Origin of the sequence: Microbacterium sp. SL75 (assembly GCF_026625865.1) — a bacterium.
In the GTDB taxonomy this organism is placed as follows: domain Bacteria; phylum Actinomycetota; class Actinomycetes; order Actinomycetales; family Microbacteriaceae; genus Microbacterium.
This window is the reverse complement of record NZ_CP113067.1, coordinates 619,760-635,403: the sequence shown is the minus strand read 5'-3', so window position 1 is coordinate 635,403 and position 15,644 is coordinate 619,760. Positions and strand designations below refer to the sequence as shown.

General features: G+C 70.8%; 13 protein-coding genes. 7 read left to right on the top strand and 6 right to left on the bottom strand.

Features of this window, described 5'->3' with window-relative positions:
• The 5 genes from OVA17_RS02975 (at position 1) to OVA17_RS02955 (ending at position 6,548) form a co-directional block, all read left to right on the top strand.
• Positions 1 to 318 (top strand): hypothetical protein, encoded by a 318-nt coding sequence (locus OVA17_RS02975; protein WP_210073061.1) that lies wholly within the window; start codon positions 1 to 3, stop codon positions 316 to 318.
• A gap of 118 nt (positions 319 to 436) precedes the next feature.
• Complete coding sequence (locus OVA17_RS02970) at positions 437 to 1,591, top strand: exonuclease SbcCD subunit D (RefSeq protein WP_267788082.1); 1,155 nt, start codon at positions 437 to 439, stop codon at positions 1,589 to 1,591.
• The gene (locus OVA17_RS02965; RefSeq protein ID WP_267788079.1) at positions 1,588 to 4,680 is read left to right on the top strand and encodes an AAA family ATPase; all 3,093 of its coding nucleotides are present in this window, start codon (positions 1,588 to 1,590) and stop codon (positions 4,678 to 4,680) included. Before OVA17_RS02970 ends, OVA17_RS02965 begins: the two co-directional genes overlap by 4 nt.
• Positions 4,681 to 4,784: 104 nt before the next feature.
• Complete coding sequence (locus OVA17_RS02960) at positions 4,785 to 4,967, top strand: hypothetical protein (protein WP_210073067.1); 183 nt, start codon at positions 4,785 to 4,787, stop codon at positions 4,965 to 4,967.
• Between the two features lie 81 nt (positions 4,968 to 5,048).
• The gene (locus tag OVA17_RS02955; RefSeq protein ID WP_267788077.1) at positions 5,049 to 6,548 is read left to right on the top strand and encodes an MFS transporter; all 1,500 of its coding nucleotides are present in this window, start codon (positions 5,049 to 5,051) and stop codon (positions 6,546 to 6,548) included.
• 24 nt (positions 6,549 to 6,572) lie between these two features.
• Here the strand turns inward: OVA17_RS02955 and OVA17_RS02950 are convergent, their stop codons facing one another.
• The 4 genes from OVA17_RS02950 to OVA17_RS02935 all read right to left on the bottom strand — a co-directional run bounded on the left by OVA17_RS02950 (position 6,573) and on the right by OVA17_RS02935 (position 8,653).
• On the bottom strand, positions 6,573 to 7,130 hold the full coding sequence (locus tag OVA17_RS02950) for a nucleosidase (protein ID WP_210073069.1): 558 nt from the start codon (positions 7,128 to 7,130) through the stop codon (positions 6,573 to 6,575).
• 165 nt (positions 7,131 to 7,295) lie between these two features.
• Positions 7,296 to 8,240 (bottom strand): aldo/keto reductase, encoded by a 945-nt coding sequence (locus tag OVA17_RS02945; RefSeq protein ID WP_267788075.1) that lies wholly within the window; start codon positions 8,238 to 8,240, stop codon positions 7,296 to 7,298.
• A 75-nt stretch (positions 8,241 to 8,315) separates the two neighbouring features.
• Positions 8,316 to 8,459 (bottom strand): hypothetical protein, encoded by a 144-nt coding sequence (locus OVA17_RS02940; protein ID WP_210073073.1) that lies wholly within the window; start codon positions 8,457 to 8,459, stop codon positions 8,316 to 8,318.
• Complete coding sequence (locus OVA17_RS02935; protein ID WP_210073075.1) at positions 8,456 to 8,653, bottom strand: hypothetical protein; 198 nt, start codon at positions 8,651 to 8,653, stop codon at positions 8,456 to 8,458. Before OVA17_RS02935 ends, OVA17_RS02940 begins: the two co-directional genes overlap by 4 nt.
• 100 nt (positions 8,654 to 8,753) lie before the next feature.
• Between OVA17_RS02935 and OVA17_RS02930 the strand changes: the two genes are divergently transcribed.
• Positions 8,754 to 9,251 (top strand): DUF427 domain-containing protein, encoded by a 498-nt coding sequence (locus OVA17_RS02930; RefSeq protein ID WP_267788071.1) that lies wholly within the window; start codon positions 8,754 to 8,756, stop codon positions 9,249 to 9,251.
• Between the two features lie 45 nt (positions 9,252 to 9,296).
• Here OVA17_RS02930 and OVA17_RS02925 read toward each other — a convergent pair whose 3' ends face one another.
• Positions 9,297 to 11,357 (bottom strand): NAD(+) synthase, encoded by a 2,061-nt coding sequence (locus OVA17_RS02925; RefSeq protein ID WP_267788069.1) that lies wholly within the window; start codon positions 11,355 to 11,357, stop codon positions 9,297 to 9,299.
• A gap of 108 nt (positions 11,358 to 11,465) precedes the next feature.
• On the opposite strand from OVA17_RS02925, the gene OVA17_RS02920 reads away from it, so the two are divergent.
• Complete coding sequence (locus tag OVA17_RS02920) at positions 11,466 to 15,014, top strand: TM0106 family RecB-like putative nuclease (protein ID WP_267788067.1); 3,549 nt, start codon at positions 11,466 to 11,468, stop codon at positions 15,012 to 15,014.
• Here OVA17_RS02920 and upp read toward each other — a convergent pair.
• Positions 14,999 to 15,631 (bottom strand): uracil phosphoribosyltransferase, encoded by a 633-nt coding sequence (gene upp / locus OVA17_RS02915; RefSeq protein ID WP_267788065.1) that lies wholly within the window; start codon positions 15,629 to 15,631, stop codon positions 14,999 to 15,001. The two genes, OVA17_RS02920 and upp, sit on opposite strands and share 16 nt — an antisense overlap.
• Between the last annotated feature and the right edge of the window lie 13 nt (positions 15,632 to 15,644).

Genomic DNA, 15,644 nt, shown 5'->3' with positions numbered 1-15,644 from the left:
ATGTCGGATGACACCCGGGCGCCCCAGCCCAGCAGCGGCCCCGACGGCGGCGCCGACGCGGCGGACTCGGTGGGCGGCGCTGTCCACCAGGACCGCAAGCTCTCGCACCCCGATGAGCAGTCGGAACCGGCGATGGACATGCATGCGACCGACGACACCGCCCGTATCCAGGGCGTCGTCGTGCAGACGCGTGCCGACGTCGGAGACAAGAGCGAGGAGCGGATCGCCGACGTGCTGCGCCAGCGCTTCCTCGACATCGGTCTCGACCTGGGCGACGACCGTATCCGGGCCCTGGCCGCCGAGGTCGCCGGCTCCTGATCCAGCGGTAGCGCCTCACCCCGGGAACACCCGGCGGTGAGGCGTTTTCGCGTCTGCGGGGAGAGTGGTCGGGCGTTTGCTGCGAGCCGATGTCGGAGGGGCGACGTACCGTGTCTGCATGCGGATCCTGCACACCTCCGACTGGCACATCGGGCGCTCCTTCCACGGGCACTCGACGCTCGACGCACTGGGCAGCGTCCTCGAAGCCCTCGTCACGCAGGTCCGCGAGCACGCGGTCGACGTGGTGATCGTCGCGGGCGATGTCTTCGACTCCGCCGCCCCCTCCGCGGCCTGCTACCCGGTCCTCTCTTCCACCTTGGCGGCGCTCGCCGATGCCGGCGCACGGGTCGTCGTCACGAGCGGCAACCACGATTCCGCCGCCCGCCTCGGTTTCCAGTCCGCTCTCCTTCGGAAGGAGATCACGGTCGTCACCGATCCGCGTTCCGTCGGCACCCCGGTGACCGTCGACGACGAGCACGGTCCCGTTCACATCTACGGCATCCCGTACCTCGAGCCCGCCATCGTGCGCCATCTCTGGGACGGCGTCGAGCTGCGCAGCCAGGCGCAGACGATGCAGCACGCACTCGACCTCGTCCGCGCCGACCTCGGCGAACGCGGCGGGCGCTCGGTGGTCGCGGCGCACTGCTTCGCCGCGGGGGTCGATGCCACCCCGGGAGTCGAACGAGAGATCCGACAGGGCGGCCTCGACGTCGTCCCGCTCCCCGCGTTCGACGGGCCCGACTACGTCGCCCTCGGCCACATCCACGGTCGTCAGCAGTTGTCCGATCGCGTCCGTTATGCCGGCGCCCCGGTGCACTACAGCTTCGGCGAGGCAGGAAAACCCCGTGGTTCGTGGCTCGTCGACCTCGACGCCGAGGGGCTGGCCGACGTGACCTGGCTCGATCTGCCGGTGCCCCGTCCGCTCGTGACGCTTCGCGCCCGCCTCGACGAGCTGCTCACCGACGAGAGCTTCGCAGGCCACGACGAGCACTGGGTGCGCGCCGAGTACACCGATTCCACGCCTCAGCCCGATCCGATGCGGCGACTGCAGTCGCGCTTCCCCTGGTGCGCGACGGTGGTCCATCTGCCCGCCGAGACGCAAGCCGACGACGGCGCCGGGTACGCGCGACGTGTGCGCGCCGCACGCGACGACGCGGAGATCGTCGAGACGTTCCTCGCTCACGTCCGTGAAGGAGAGGGGGCGTCCGAAGCCGAACGTGCGCTCATCCGCGACGTGCTCGACGCGCGGTCCGTCGCGGAGGCGAACGCATGAAGCTCCACAGCCTCGTCCTCGAAGGGTTCGGTCCGTTCCTCGAGGCGCAGACGGTCGACTTCGACGCGTTCACGCCAGACGGCATCTTCCTCATCACGGGGCGCACGGGCGCCGGCAAATCGAGCGTGCTCGACGGTGTCTGCTACGCCCTCTACGGAGGCGTGCCGCGATACGACGGCGCCGACCGCCGGTTGCGCAGCGACCATTGCGAACCCGACGACCCCACGCGCGTCACGCTCGAGTTCAGTGCGGAGGGGGAGCGGTGGCGCATCACCCGCTCGCCCGAGTTCGAACGTCCGAAACGGCGCGGTGGGGGGACGACGAAAGAACCGCACCGCGCCCTCCTCGAGATCCTCGCCCCCGAGGGCTGGACCGGAGTGGCCGCACGGCCCGTCGACGTCGCCGCGCGCCTCGACGAGATCCTGGGCCTGACCCAGCAGCAGTTCCTGCAGGTCATCCTGCTGGCGCAGAACCGGTTCGCCCGATTCCTGCTCGCCAAGAACGACGAGCGCCTGAGCCTGCTGCGAACGCTCTTCGGCACGCGCTCCTTCGAGCAGTACGCGGCGAACCTCGAAGAGCGTCGCAAGAGCGCGGCGCAACGTCTCGCTGCCGAGGGCGTCGAGGTGGCGACGCTCCTCGACGAGGCGGAGCGTCTTGCCGGTGAACTCGAGCCCGAAGACGACCTCGTCGCCGCCGAGATCGCCGAGACCCCGGCAGGTGCACCCGTCAGCGTGAGCGAACGGCTCGTCCGCGTCGTTCGAGCCGTGGAACGCGCCGACTATCGCGTCGAGACCGCCGCGCGAGAGCGCGACGACAGCGATGCGCGACTCGATCGAGCCTTGGCCGCTCAGCGGGAAGCGGCCACGCTCCACGAACGCCAGCAGGACCGATCGCGACTGCGGGACCGTCTGGCGGTTCTCGAGGCGGACGAGTCGCGCATCACCGCCGCGCGCGAGGAGTCGCGCTGCGCGGCCGAAGCCGAGACGATGCGGGCCGCGATCGATGCGGCCGAGATCGCACGGAAGGCGCTCGTCTCCGCCGGGGACGCCGCCGACACGGCGAAAGAGAAGGCGGGACGGCTCGCGGAACCGCGTAGCGCGGACGCCGCCGTCGAACCCTCGACGGACACGACGGCAGGCCCCGTCCCTTCCGGCGGAGCCGCCCTCGATCGGGCCGTACTCGTCGCCCGCGACGACGAGCTCACCGCGCTGCTCGCGCGGGGACAGTCCGCTCTGAGCGCCGAAGCCGAGCTCGACGTCCTCGAGGCGGAGCTCGATCGGCTCACGACCCTGGTCGCCCGGACCGCCGCCGATCGCGATGCCCTCGTCGAGGGCCGAGCCGAGGTTCCCGAGACCCTGCGTGCTCTCGACGAGCGCCTCGAGCAGCTCGCCGGCGCCGAGACCCGCAAGACCACCGCGACGAGCGCGCGTGACGAGCTGGTTCGCCGCGTGCAGGCCGCGCGCCGGGCGGCGCAGCTGCAAGACGAACGCGATCAGGCCGACCTCGCATCTCTGGTGCGCGCCGACGAGGTACAGCGCGCCGTCGACTCGTGGACCAGCCTCCTGCGTCGCCGACTCCAAGGCGCGGCCGTCGAGCTGGCCCATGACCTCGTCGACGGAGAGCCGTGCGCCGTGTGCGGTGCACGGGAGCACCCCGCTCCCGCTCGCGGCGACGAAGAGCCCGTGACCGATGACGAGATCACCGCAGCAGAAGACCGCAAGAACGCGGCGGTCGAGCAGGACCGCCTCGCCTCCGACGCGGCTCGCGTCGCGCGTGACGCTCACGCTCTCGCCGCAGCCCTCGCGGGCGGAGAAAGCGTCGAAGCCCTCGAGGAGAGGTTCGCTCAGACCGATGAGGCGCTCGCGGCGGCCTCGGCCGAGGTCGCCGAGCGCGAGAGCCTCCAGGCGGAACGGGCGCGCGTGGCCGACCTGGATGCGGCGGTCGCCTCGCGTATCGACGCTCTCGCGAGCAGGCTCGCGAGCACGCAACAGGATCTCGCTCTGGCCGAGCAGAGGGTGACGGGTCTTCGTAGCGAGGTGGCCGCCGCGCGGGGAGACTTCGACAGCGTGATCGCGCGCCAGCGCGATCTGCGTTCCCGGCGAGATGCGGTGCGCGAATTGGTCGCGGCAAGAGACGCGGTCGAGGCGGCGACCGCGCACGAGCTCGAGGCGGCGGACACCGTCGCGTCGCGCGTGAGAGAGAGCTCCTTCGCCGACGTCGACGCCGTGGTCCGGGCGCTCCGGCCGGCAGCCGATCGCCGTCGCCTCGATACCGCCATCGCCGAACACGATGCGGCGAGTGCCTCGATTCGCCAGCGGCTGCTCGAGCTCGAGCTCCTTCTGGTCGATGCCCCCGATGAGCCCGTCGACCCCGCTCCGTACGCCGAGGCCGTCGCCCGGGCCCGTGAGGTCGTCCAGCGCACCACCGCTGCGCACGCGTCCGCTCGAGCTCTTGCGGAGCGGCTGAGAGGGCTCGCCCAGCGCGCCGACGACGCGCACGCGGCTGTGGCGGCGCTTTCCGACGAGCACGCCGTGATCGCTCGACTTGCCGATACCGTCGCCGGGCGTGCGCCGAACACACGTCGCATGACCCTCGAGACCTTCGTGCTCGCCGCCGAGCTCGAAGAGATCGTCGCCGCTGCCAATCTCCGCCTCGATCACATGTCATCCGGTCGCTACCGTCTGCAGCACAGCGACGCGCTGGCAGCCCGCGGTGCGGCGAGCGGACTGGGACTCGAGGTGGTCGACGCATTCACGGGCCAGAGCCGACCCCCGCAATCGCTGTCGGGTGGCGAGACGTTCCTCACCTCCCTGGCCCTGGCCCTCGGCCTCGCCGAGGTCGTGACGGCGCGAGCGGGCGGCATCCGACTCGACACGCTCTTCATCGACGAAGGCTTCGGCTCGCTCGACGACGACACGCTCGATCTCGCCATGCGCACCCTCGACGAGTTGCGGCAGGGCGGCCGGACCGTCGGGGTGATCAGCCATGTTGCGGCGATGAAAGACCAGCTCCCCGCGCAGCTCCATGTCGCGGCCACGCCGCGTGGGCCGAGCGTGATCCGGCAGGACGCCCCGGCGCTGATCGGCTGACGCCGAGATCGGGACTCGAACCCGCGTCCGCTCGGGTGGTGCGGGATCGCGGGGCACGGCGCCCCGCCGGGCCATTCGACAGGCTCCCGCTCTAGGCTGGGCTCATGCGCAAGAGCACCCTGTGGACCATCCTCGGCGTCGTCGTCGCCGTGATCATCGCCTGGGTGCTCGTGAACATCCTGTTCTCGCTCATCGCGTTCGTCTTCCGCTTGATCGCCGTCGCGGTCGTCGCATTCATCGTGTTCCTCGTGCTGCGGGCGGTCTTCGCCCGCAGAGACGTCGACTGACGCGTTCGGTCGCGGGAGCCGCGGCGCCCCGCGGCGCAAGCCCGGAGGCGGTGTCCGAGACCCGGAGTACCGTCGGCAGCGATGACTCCTCCCTCCACGTCCACGGATTCCGCCCATCCCCCCACACGTGACATCGTGCTGTCGCAGAAGCACCGGTGGCGCGCCTACTGGGTGGCGGTCGCTGTCGCCGCGCTCACGATCCTCGACCTCACGAAGGTCAACGTCGCGCTCCCGTCCATCGAAGCGGCGCTGAACGCCGGCCCCACCGAGCTGCAGCTCGTGGTGTCGGGCTACATCCTCACCTTCGGTCTGGTGCTGGTCCCGGCCGGGCGCCTGGGAGACCTCCGGTCGCGGCGCATGCTCTTCCTCGTCGGCCTCTCGCTGTTCCTGGTCACGAGCCTCGCGTGCGCCCTCGCGCCGAACACGACCGTGCTCCTCGTCGCCCGCTTGCTGCAGGGAGTTGCGGCCGGCATCCAGATGCCTCAGGTTCTCGGTCTCGTGCAGCAGCTGTTCCAGGGCAAGGAGCGCGGCCGCGCCTTCGGTCTGTTCGGTGCGACGATCGGCATCGCGACGGCCTTCGGCCCCACACTGGGCGGTCTGCTCATCGCCCTGGGCGGAGACACCGACGGCTGGCGGCTCATCTTCTGGATCAACGTCCCGCTCGTGGCGATCGTCATCGCGCTGGCGGCGTGGCTGCTGCCCGACACCCGAACCAGGTCCCACCGCAAGCTCGATCTCGATCCGGTCGGCGTCGTGCTCTTCGCGTTGACGATCCTGTCGTTGATGTGGCCGTTCCTGTTCACCACGGGGAGCCCGGACGACAACCCGCACCGCTGGTGGTTCCTGGTGGCGTCCGTGATCTTCGCCGCGGGGTTCGTGTTCTGGGAACGTCGATACGGGGAGCGGGGACGGATGCCGCTCATACCCTTCGCGATCTTCTCGCTCTCGTCGTACCGCAACGGTGTGCTCATCTCGACCGCCTACTTCTCCGCGATCCCCGCCATGTTCCTCCTGGGAACGCTCTTCCTCCAGGGAGGCCTGGGCCTGGAGCCCGTGTTCGCCGGTATGGTCACGATCGGTTTCGCCGTGGCATCCGCGTGGAGTTCGTGGATCGGCGGCAACCTCGTCACTCGCCTGGGGCGTCCGCTCGTGGTCTGGGGAATCGTGGGCATGGTGGCCACGGCGGGCGGGCTCGTGCTCGTCGCGCTCTTCACGCCGCCCGGATGGACACCCTGGGCGATGGCGGCGGTGATGACCTTCGGTGGCTTCGCCGGCGGTCTCGTCATCTCGCCCAACCAGACGCTCACCCTCGCCGACATCCCGGTCAAGAGCGGCGGCGTCGCGGGATCCGTGGGTCAACTGGGCCAGCGCATCGGCACGGCCGTCGGCACGGCGATCGCCCTCGCCCTGTTCTACGCGACGGTCTACCGCGAGCAGGGGAGCGTCGATGACGCGGCGGTGCTGTACCACGACGCCTACGCGTCGGGGATGATCACGGTGGGCATCTTCCTCGCGCTCGCGCTCGTCGTCGGCGTCACCGATCTCGCGGGGCGGGCGCGGTCGGGGTCGCAGACGCCCTAGGCGCGTGCGATCCCCGGGGCGGAATCAGACGCCGTAGCGGGCGCGGATCTCCGCGCGCAGCTCGTGGCTGCACCGCTCCACGACGTCGTCCCACAGCTCGGTGGCGCCGTCCTGCGCGCGATCCGACACGGCGCGCAGGATGCGGATGGGCACGCCGAACTGGCGGGCGACCCAGATGAGCGCGTACGACTCCATGTCGACCAGGCGGGCACCGAGACCGCGAATGAGGCGCACGGCCTCCGCATCGTCGACGAAGTGGTCGCCGGTCGCGATGACGACGCCCTCGGACCCGGTCTCGACACGGGAGGGCAGCGACACATGCTCTCCGAAGGTGCCGTCCAGGCCCTTCACGTCGTGCTGGATTGCAGCCGCGATGTCGTAGATGCCGCCCTCGACGTCGTCATCGATCGCTCCCGCCGTGCCGACGACGACGATCTCGTCGTAGTCGCCCTCGCAGAGCGCACGCGTCAGCGCGTAGGCCGCGGGGATCTTGCCCACCCCGGTGAGCAGACGATCGAAACCGGGGATCTCCGCCTCGAAGGCGGTGAGTTCGGACGCATGGGCGGCGACGAGGAGCTTCACGTCCTCATTCTCGCCCACGGCGGGTGTCGGCGTAGCGAGTCCCACCGCGAGGAACGCCCGCCGTAGGGGGGAACACGCTGCGCGCGGATCCCGGTACGGCGGGCGTTCCTCGGCCGAGGGGGCGAAGGCGCGGGCTGTGCCCGCGCATCCCGCCCCGCGCCCTGCTCAGCCCTGGGCGGGCTCGGACACGGCCGAGAGGTGCGCGATCTCGTCGGCCGTCAGCTCGAGAGAGGCGCTGGCGAGGAGATCGGCGACCTGCTCCACCTTCGAGGCGCTCGCGATGGGAGCGGCAACGCTCGGCTGGGCCCGCAGCCAGGCCAGGGCGGTGGTGGCGATGGAGGCGCCGTGCGCATCGCCGACCTCTTTGAGCGCGTCGATCAGCGCCAGTCCGGCCGGAGTGGCCAGCTTCGCGGCGCCTTCCGCCCGGGGCGAGGTGCCGGTGGCATCCGACGAACGGTACTTGCCGGTGAGGAATCCGCTCGCGAGCGCGTAGTACGGAACGAGCGACATGCCGTACCGCTCGGCCACGGGCACGATCTCGCTCTCGACATCGGTGCGGTGCACGAGGTTGTAGTGCGGCTGGACGGCGACCGGGAGATCTGCTCCGGAGGCCTCGGCGAGCGAGATCCATTCGCCGATGCGCGCCGCGGTGTAGTTCGACACCGCCACGTAGCGCACGAGCCCGTCGCTGACGAGGTCGGCGAAGCCGGCGACGGTCTCTTCGAGGGGCGTCTCGGCGTCATCGAAGTGGGCGTAGTAGAGGTCGATGGTGTCGATTCCGAGGCGCTTCAGCGAGGCTTCCGCCGCGGCGCGGATGTTCTTCGCGCCCAGTCCGCGGAACTCGGGGTGCTGGCTGACCTTGGTGGCCACCACGACGTTCTCGGGCTTGCGGGAGGCGAGCCACTCGCCGATGAGGGTCTCACTCTCGCCGCCCGAGTTGCCGGGCACCCAGGCGCTGTAGGCATCGGCGGTGTCGATGAAATTGCCACCCCCGGCATGGAAGGAGTCGAGCACCGCGAACGAGGTGTCTCGGTCGGCGGTCCAGCCGAAGACGTTGCCGCCCAGTGAGAGGGGGAGGATGTCGAGGTCGCTGCGTCCGATACGCGTCATGATGCCCTTCCTGTCGAAATCGGTGACAGGGAGGTCAACGATCGTCGTCGGAGGGCATTCCCACGACGCGCGGGTTCAGCTGCCTCCGGAGAGGATGCCGATCAGCCCGCTGACGAGGAGCCACAGGCCGATGCCGGCGCCGGCGATCCAGATGACGACGGTGCCCGCGGGGTACTTCTTCTTCCCGTCGGGGCCGCCCGGGGTCTCGGGAGCGCTCACGAGCGCACCATCGTGATGATCGAGACGATGAGCACGGCGAGACCTCCGATGACGGCGATGGCGGCGATGACGGGCCCTCCGCCGGCGAGGTAGGCGGCGACGCCCAGGGCGAGGAAGAGCACGGCCAGCACGATGCCGACGATCTGGTAGACGCGATAGCGCCGCCCGACCGGCGTCGTCCTGTGTTCGCTCACTGTTCCCCCTCGACTTCCAGGCTACCGAAAACCTGTGCGCTTCCTGAGCCGGTATCCGGGGAATCGCCCGAGTGTCCAGATCGCGGCGTAGCGTGGGCGCATGCCGCGCCCCGTACCCGACCCCGTCCGCCCCGGTCAGGAATCCGTGTGGGACTACCCTCGGCCCCCGCGGCTGGAGCGCGTCCGCAAGCGCGTGCAGATCGACTTCGGCGGCGTGCGCATCGCCGACACCGACGACGTCGTCCGGGTGCTCGAGACCAGTCATCCGCCCGTGTACTACGTGCCGATCGCCGCGTTCGGCGATGCCCTCACCCTCGGAGAAGGCGCCTCGTTCTGCGAGTTCAAAGGCGGCGCCCGGTACTTCGACGTGCACGGGGGAGGGGGAGCGGTTGCGCCGCGCGCCGCCTGGAACTACCCGCACCCCATGCCGGGGTACGAGCTGCTCGAGGACCGCGTGGCCGTCTACGCGGGCCCCATGGACCGCGTCGTTCTCGGCGGCGAGACGGTGAAACCGCAGCCCGGCGGGTTCTACGGCGGCTGGGTCACGAGCGACCTCGCGGGGCCGTTCAAGGGCGTCCCCGGTTCGATGGGCTGGTAGTCCGCGTCGCCAGGGCCGGGGCGTGCCCCGAGCGGATGCCGTGGCTCAGTCGCCGCGGAAGGCCTGCGGCACCGCCGCGTGCAGGTCGGCGAGCCACGCGCGAGCGTTGCCGTCGGAGGGGGCGCGCCAGTCTCCGCGCGGAGAGAGCGAACCGGCGGGCGACACCTTCGGCCCGTTCGGGATCGCGGTGCGCTTGAACTGCGCGAACCCGAAGAAGCGCTTCAGGAACACCTCGAGCCATCTCGCCACGGTGACGAGGTCGTACGCCGGGCGCTCTTCTTCGGGGTAGCCGGGCGGCCAGGCGCCGGCATCCGGATCATTCCAGGCGTGCGCCGCGAGGAAGGCGATCTTCGACGGCCGGAACCCGAAGCGCAGGACGTGGTACAGCGTGAAATCGTGCAGGTTGTAGGGGCCGATGCGGTCCTCGGTGGACTGCATGCGGCCGTCCTGCCCCGCGGGCACCAGCTCGGGGCTGATCTCGGTGTCGAGCACGGCCTGCAGCACCTGGACCGTGTCGTCGCTGAGCTCTCCCGAGGAGATCACCCAGCGGATGAGGTGCTGGATGAGGGTCTTCGGCACCCCGGGGTTCACCGAGTAGTGGCTCATCTGATCGCCCACGCCGTAGGTGGACCACCCGAGCGCGATCTCGGACAGGTCGCCGGTGCCGACGACGATCCCGTCGTTCTGGTTCGCGAGACGGAAGAGGTAGTCGGTGCGCAGCCCCGCCTGCACGTTCTCGAAGGTGACGTCGTGCACGGGTCGTCCCGCGGCGAAGGGGTGTCCCATGCGCGAGAGCATCTCGGTCGCCGCGGGACGGATGTCGATCTCTTCGATCGAGGCGCCGACGGCCTCCGCCAGGGCGATCGCGTTGCGCTTGGTCTTCTCGCTCGTCGCGAAGCCGGGGAGCGTGTAGGTGAGGATGTCGCTACGCGGACGCCCCATCCGGTCCATGGCGCGCGCGATGACGAGAAGGGCGTGCGTGGAGTCGAGTCCGCCGCTCACCCCGAGCACCGGCCGCGGGTTGCCGATGGCCTGCAGGCGCTGGACGAGCCCCGACACCTGGATGTTGAAGGCCTCGTAGCAGTCCTGCGCGAGGCGAGCGGGGTCGTCGGGGACGAACGGGAAGCGGTCGACGGCACGGCGCAGACCGAGATCGGTCGCCGGTGGTGCGAGCTCGAACGGCACCGTGCGGAATGCGGGGGCCGTGGTGCGGCGGTTGTCGTCGAACGTGCCCTGGCGCAGGCGATCCTGACGGAGCCGGTCGAGATCGACGTCGGCGACGCTGCGCCGCGGCCCGTCGGGGAAGCGCTCGGTCGTGTCGAGCAGCTGGCCGCTCTCGTAGATCATGGTCTGGCCGTCCCAAGAGACGTCGTTGGTCGACTCGCCCTGGCCCGCGGCCGCGTAGGCGTAGACGGCGAGGCACCGCATCGACTGCGATTGCGAGAGCAGGTTGCGGTCGTCGGCGCGCCCGATCGTGATGGGGCTGCCCGAGAGGTTCGCAAGCACCGTGGCCCCGGCCAGTGCCGCCCCCGATGACGGCGGGATCGGAACCCAGACGTCTTCGCACACCTCGGCGTGCAGGGTCAGACCGGGCACGTCGACCGCATCGAACAGAAGGTCGGGTCCGAACGGCACCGTCTGGCCCGCGACGCGGATGTGCTGCCCGGCCTGGTCGTCGCCGCGGGCGTACCAGCGGTGCTCGTAGAACTCGCGGTACGTGGGCAGGTACGCCTTCGGGGCGACGCCGAGCACCCGGCCCCGGTGGATCACGACCGCGCAATTGAACAGGCGGTTGCCCTGGCGCAGCGGCGCGCCCACCAGCAGCACCGGAAGGAGGTCTGCGGATGCCAGGAGCAGGCGCTCGAGGGCGGTCTCGACGGCGTCGAGCAGGGGATCCTGCATGACGAGGTCGTCGATCGCATAGCCGGTCAGGCACAGCTCGGGGAAGACCGCGACGGCGACCCCCTCGGCGTCGCAGGCGCGCGCCGATTGGAGCACGGCGTCGGCGTTCGTGGCGGGGTCGGCGACCGCGACGGGGATCGTGCACGCGGCGACGCGCGCGAACCCGTGCCGGTACACGTTCTCGAACGGCAGATCGGTGATCACCCCCTCAGTCTGTCAGCACCCTCCGACGGTGGGCAGTCCGGTTGCGAGAGCGACCTCCCCGTGGACGGTCGGCGGCCGATGTCGGCGGCCCCGGTTAGCGTGAACACCATGCGGTACATCGAGCAAGACGGGCGGATCGTCTGGAGCGCCAGCGACCTCAAGGCGGCGGCCGAGTGCGAATTCGCGTGGCTGCGCGCGATCGACGCCAAGATCGGACGCACCGCCCCCGTCGACGACCCCGAAGACGCCACCCTCGAGCGCGCGGCGCGGCTGGGTACGGCACACGAGCTGCGCGTGCTCGACGACGACCGCGCCCGCTTCGGCTCGGCGGTGCGCGAGATCCCCGCGGCGCGATCATCCGACGCCGAGGCGCTCGCCGAAGCCGTGCGCCTGACCGACGAGGCCCTCGCCGACCCGTCCATCGAGGTGGTCTATCAGGCCGCGTTCGCCACCGAGGAATTCGTCGGGTTCGCCGACTTCCTCGTGCGCGAGCCCGAGGCGTCGTCCGATGGAACACGCCGATGGATCGTGCAAGACACCAAGCTGGCGCGCCGCGCGCGCGTGACGGCGCTCATGCAGCTCGCCGCCTATGTCGATCAGCTCGATCGTCTCGGCGTGCCGCGCTCCGACGAGGTGCAGCTGCTGCTCGGCGACGGGTCGACGAGCACGCATCGCCTCGACGATCTGCTCCCGGTCTTCGGCCTCCGCCGCGAGCGCCTGCGCGCCCTGATCGCCGACCGCCGTGTCGACCTCGGTACCGCCGGACCCGTGATCGCCTGGGGCGACCCGCGCGGCGATCTCGGGGTCATCGCGTGCGGCCGATGCGCCACTTGTGAGCTCGAGGTCGTCGCCCACCGCGACCTTCTGCTCGTCGCGGGCATGCGGCCCGTCCAGCGCGACCGGTTGCGGGCGGGCGGCATCGAGACGATCGATCAGTTGGCGGTCGCGCCCGCGCCGCCCGCGGCCATGAGCGTCGACACCTTCGTCTCGTTGCGCACGCAGGCGCGCCTGCAGCTCGACAGCCCGGCCGGCATCCCGGGCGCCGACCAGCCCGCCCACGCGGTGCCCACGTTCGAGATCGTCGCGCCCAAGTCGCTGGGCGTGCTCCCGCGGCCCGACCACGGCGACCTCTTCTTCGATTTCGAGGGCGACCCGCTGTACACCGAGGGCGTCGGCGAGCACTGGGGCATCGACTACCTCTTCGGGTGGGTCGACACCCGCGAGGTCTACGGAGCGCTCTGGGCGCACACCTTCGACGAAGAGCGAGCCGCCCTCGAGCGTTTCCTCGACATGGTCGCGCTGCGACGCCAGCGGCACCCGGGCATGCACATCTACCACTACGCCCCCTACGAGCCGACACACCTGCTCACGATGGCCGCCCGCTACGGCGTCCGCGAGGCCGACGTGGATCGGCTCCTGCGCGACGGCGTCTTCGTCGACCTCTACCCGGTCGTGCGTCGAGCGCTGCGGGTGGGGTCGCGCTCGTACTCGATCAAGAAGCTCGAGCCCCTGTACATGGGCGACGACGTGCGTACGAGCGACGTGCAGCGCGGCGACGACTCGATCGTGAAGTACGTCGAGGCCCGCGCGCTCGCTGCCGACGGCGATGCGGTCGCGGCGCAGCGCGTGCTCGACGACCTGGCCGACTACAACCGCTACGACTGCGTCTCGACCCGGCGCCTGCGCGACTGGCTCGTCGATCGCGCGCGCGAGTCGGGGGCTGTCCCCGCGCGCGGAGCCGAGCCCGACGAGCAGGCCTACGAGCCGTCGCCCCGCGCGACGGCCCTGCAGCGCTGGGCGGGCGATGCGGCAGAACCCGACGCGACCGCACTCCGTCTCGCCGCGGCCGCGATCGACTACTACCCGCGCGAAGAGAAGACCTACTGGGCCACGCACTTCCTGCGTCTGCGCGAGCCGCTCTCGGTTTGGGAAGAGACCCGTGACGTCGTCGTGGTCGACGCGGCACGCTCGCGCGTCGTCGCCGATTGGCACTTCCCCGAGTCGGGCCGCGGATCGGAGCGCCGTCTCGTCGAGCTCCGCGGCGAGGTCGCACCCGGCACGCGCGTGAGCGTGGACGGCGAGCCCTTCGCGGTCTACGACCTTCCCGCGCCCTTCCCGCTCGAGACGCGCCCCCGATGGATCCACGGTGCGCGCCGAGTGACGGTGCGCGAAGTGCTCGACGACGGAGCGATCGTCGAAGAGACCGCCGTCGACGGCGCGACCTGGCGCGACCTGCCGCTCGCCCTCACCCCGCCCGCACCCCCGCGCGCCGGGAATCAGCAGAAAGCGATCGACGCATGGGCCGACGGAGTCCTCGCCGCCGCCCCCGGGATCCCCGACGGCGCGGCCGCCGACATCCTGCGTCGCGTCCCGCCGCGCACGCTGTCGGGGGCACTCTCCCCGGTCACGAGCGTCGACAGCGCGACCGGCGACGACGAGGTCACCGCCATCGCGCGTAGCGTCGCCGACCTCGACCACAGCTATCTCGCCGTCCAAGGCCCTCCCGGCACGGGCAAGACCTACGTGGGCTCGCACGTCATCGCGCGCCTCGTCGCCGAGCGCGGCTACCGCATCGGGGTCGTGGCGCAATCCCACGCGACCATCGAGCACATGCTCGATCAGGTCATCGCGGCCGGGGTGCCGGCATCCCGGGTCGGGAAGGCGCCGAAAGATCCGAGTGCCCCGCACGCTTTCACGGTGCTGCCCAAGAACGGCGTGGCGTCGTTCACCGCCGAGAACGCCTCCACCGGCTTCGTCGTCGGGGGGACCGCCTGGGATTTCAGCCACGAGGCTCGTATCCCGCGCGGGAGCCTCGATCTGCTCGTGATCGACGAGGCGGGGCAGTTCTCGCTCGCCTCCACCATCGCGGTGTCGCTCGCGGCGCAGCGTCTCCTGCTGCTGGGCGACCCGCAGCAGCTGCCGCAGGTCAGCCAGGGTACGCACCCCGAACCCGTCGACACCTCGGCCCTGGGGTGGATCATCGACGGTGCCGAGGTGGTGCCGGACGAGTTCGGCTACTTCCTCGCGCGCACGCGCCGTATGCACCCCGCCGTCGCCGAGCCGGTCTCACGGCTGTCGTACGAGGGGCGTCTCGCCTCGCACCCCTCCACCGCTCTGCGCCGTCTCGACGGCGTCGACCCCGGCGTCCACCCTCGTCCCGTGCGGCACCGCGGCAACTCGACGTTCTCGAACGAAGAGGCCGCTGAGGTCGCGCGCCTGGTGTCCGAACTCGTGGGGCGCGAGTGGACGGGCGCCGAGGGGGGAGCGGGGGACTCCGCCATCGTGCATGCTCCCCGGTCGCTGCGGGCCGACGACATCATCGTCATCACCCCCTACAACGCACAACAGGTCGCCGTCGAAGAGGCCCTGGCCGCCGCGGGCTTCGCCGATGTCCCGGTCGGGACGGTCGACCGTTTCCAGGGCAAAGAAGCGGTCGTCGCGATCCTGACCCTCGCCGCGTCGTCGGGCCGGGAGGCTCCGCGCGGCCTGGAGTTCCTGCTGCTGCGCAATCGCATCAACGTCGCGATCTCACGCGCGATGCAGGCCGCCTACGTGGTGTACTCGCCCGCTCTGCTCGACGATCTCCCGCGGACCCCCGAAGGGGTCGCGCGGCTCAGCGGGTTCGCTCGATTGGTGGGCGCTCAGGCCGTGCCGTAGAGACGGTCGCCGGCGTCACCGAGACCGGGCACGATGTAGCCCTTCTCGTTGAGGCGCTCGTCGACGGCGCCGAGCACGAGAGTGACGTCGTGGCCCTCGACCTGCTTCTCGATCGCCGCAACGCCCTCGGGCGCGCCCAGCAGGCAGATCGCGGTGACGTCCTGCGCGCCACGCGCGAACAGGAACTTGATGGCCGCGCCGAGCGAGCCGCCGGTGGCGAGCATCGGGTCGAGCACGAAGCACTGGCGGTCGCTGAGGTCGTCGGGCAGGCGCTCGGCGTAGGTCGTCGGCTCGAAGGTCTCTTCGTCGCGGACCATGCCGAGGAATCCGACCTCGGCGGTGGGCAGGAGCTTCACCATGCCCTCGAGCATGCCGAGGCCGGCGCGCAGGATGGGCACCACGATCGGCCGGGGCTCACTGATTCTCACACCCATCGTCTTGGTGACCGGGGTCTGGATCTCGATCGGGTCGACGCGCACGTTGCGGGTCGCCTCATACGCGAGGAGCGTCACGAGCTCCTCGGTGAGCTGGCGGAACACCGGCGACGACGTCTGCACGTCACGCAGCACCGTGAGCTTGTGGGTGATGAGCGGGTGGTCGGCGACGTGGACACGCATAGGCTCAAGGCTA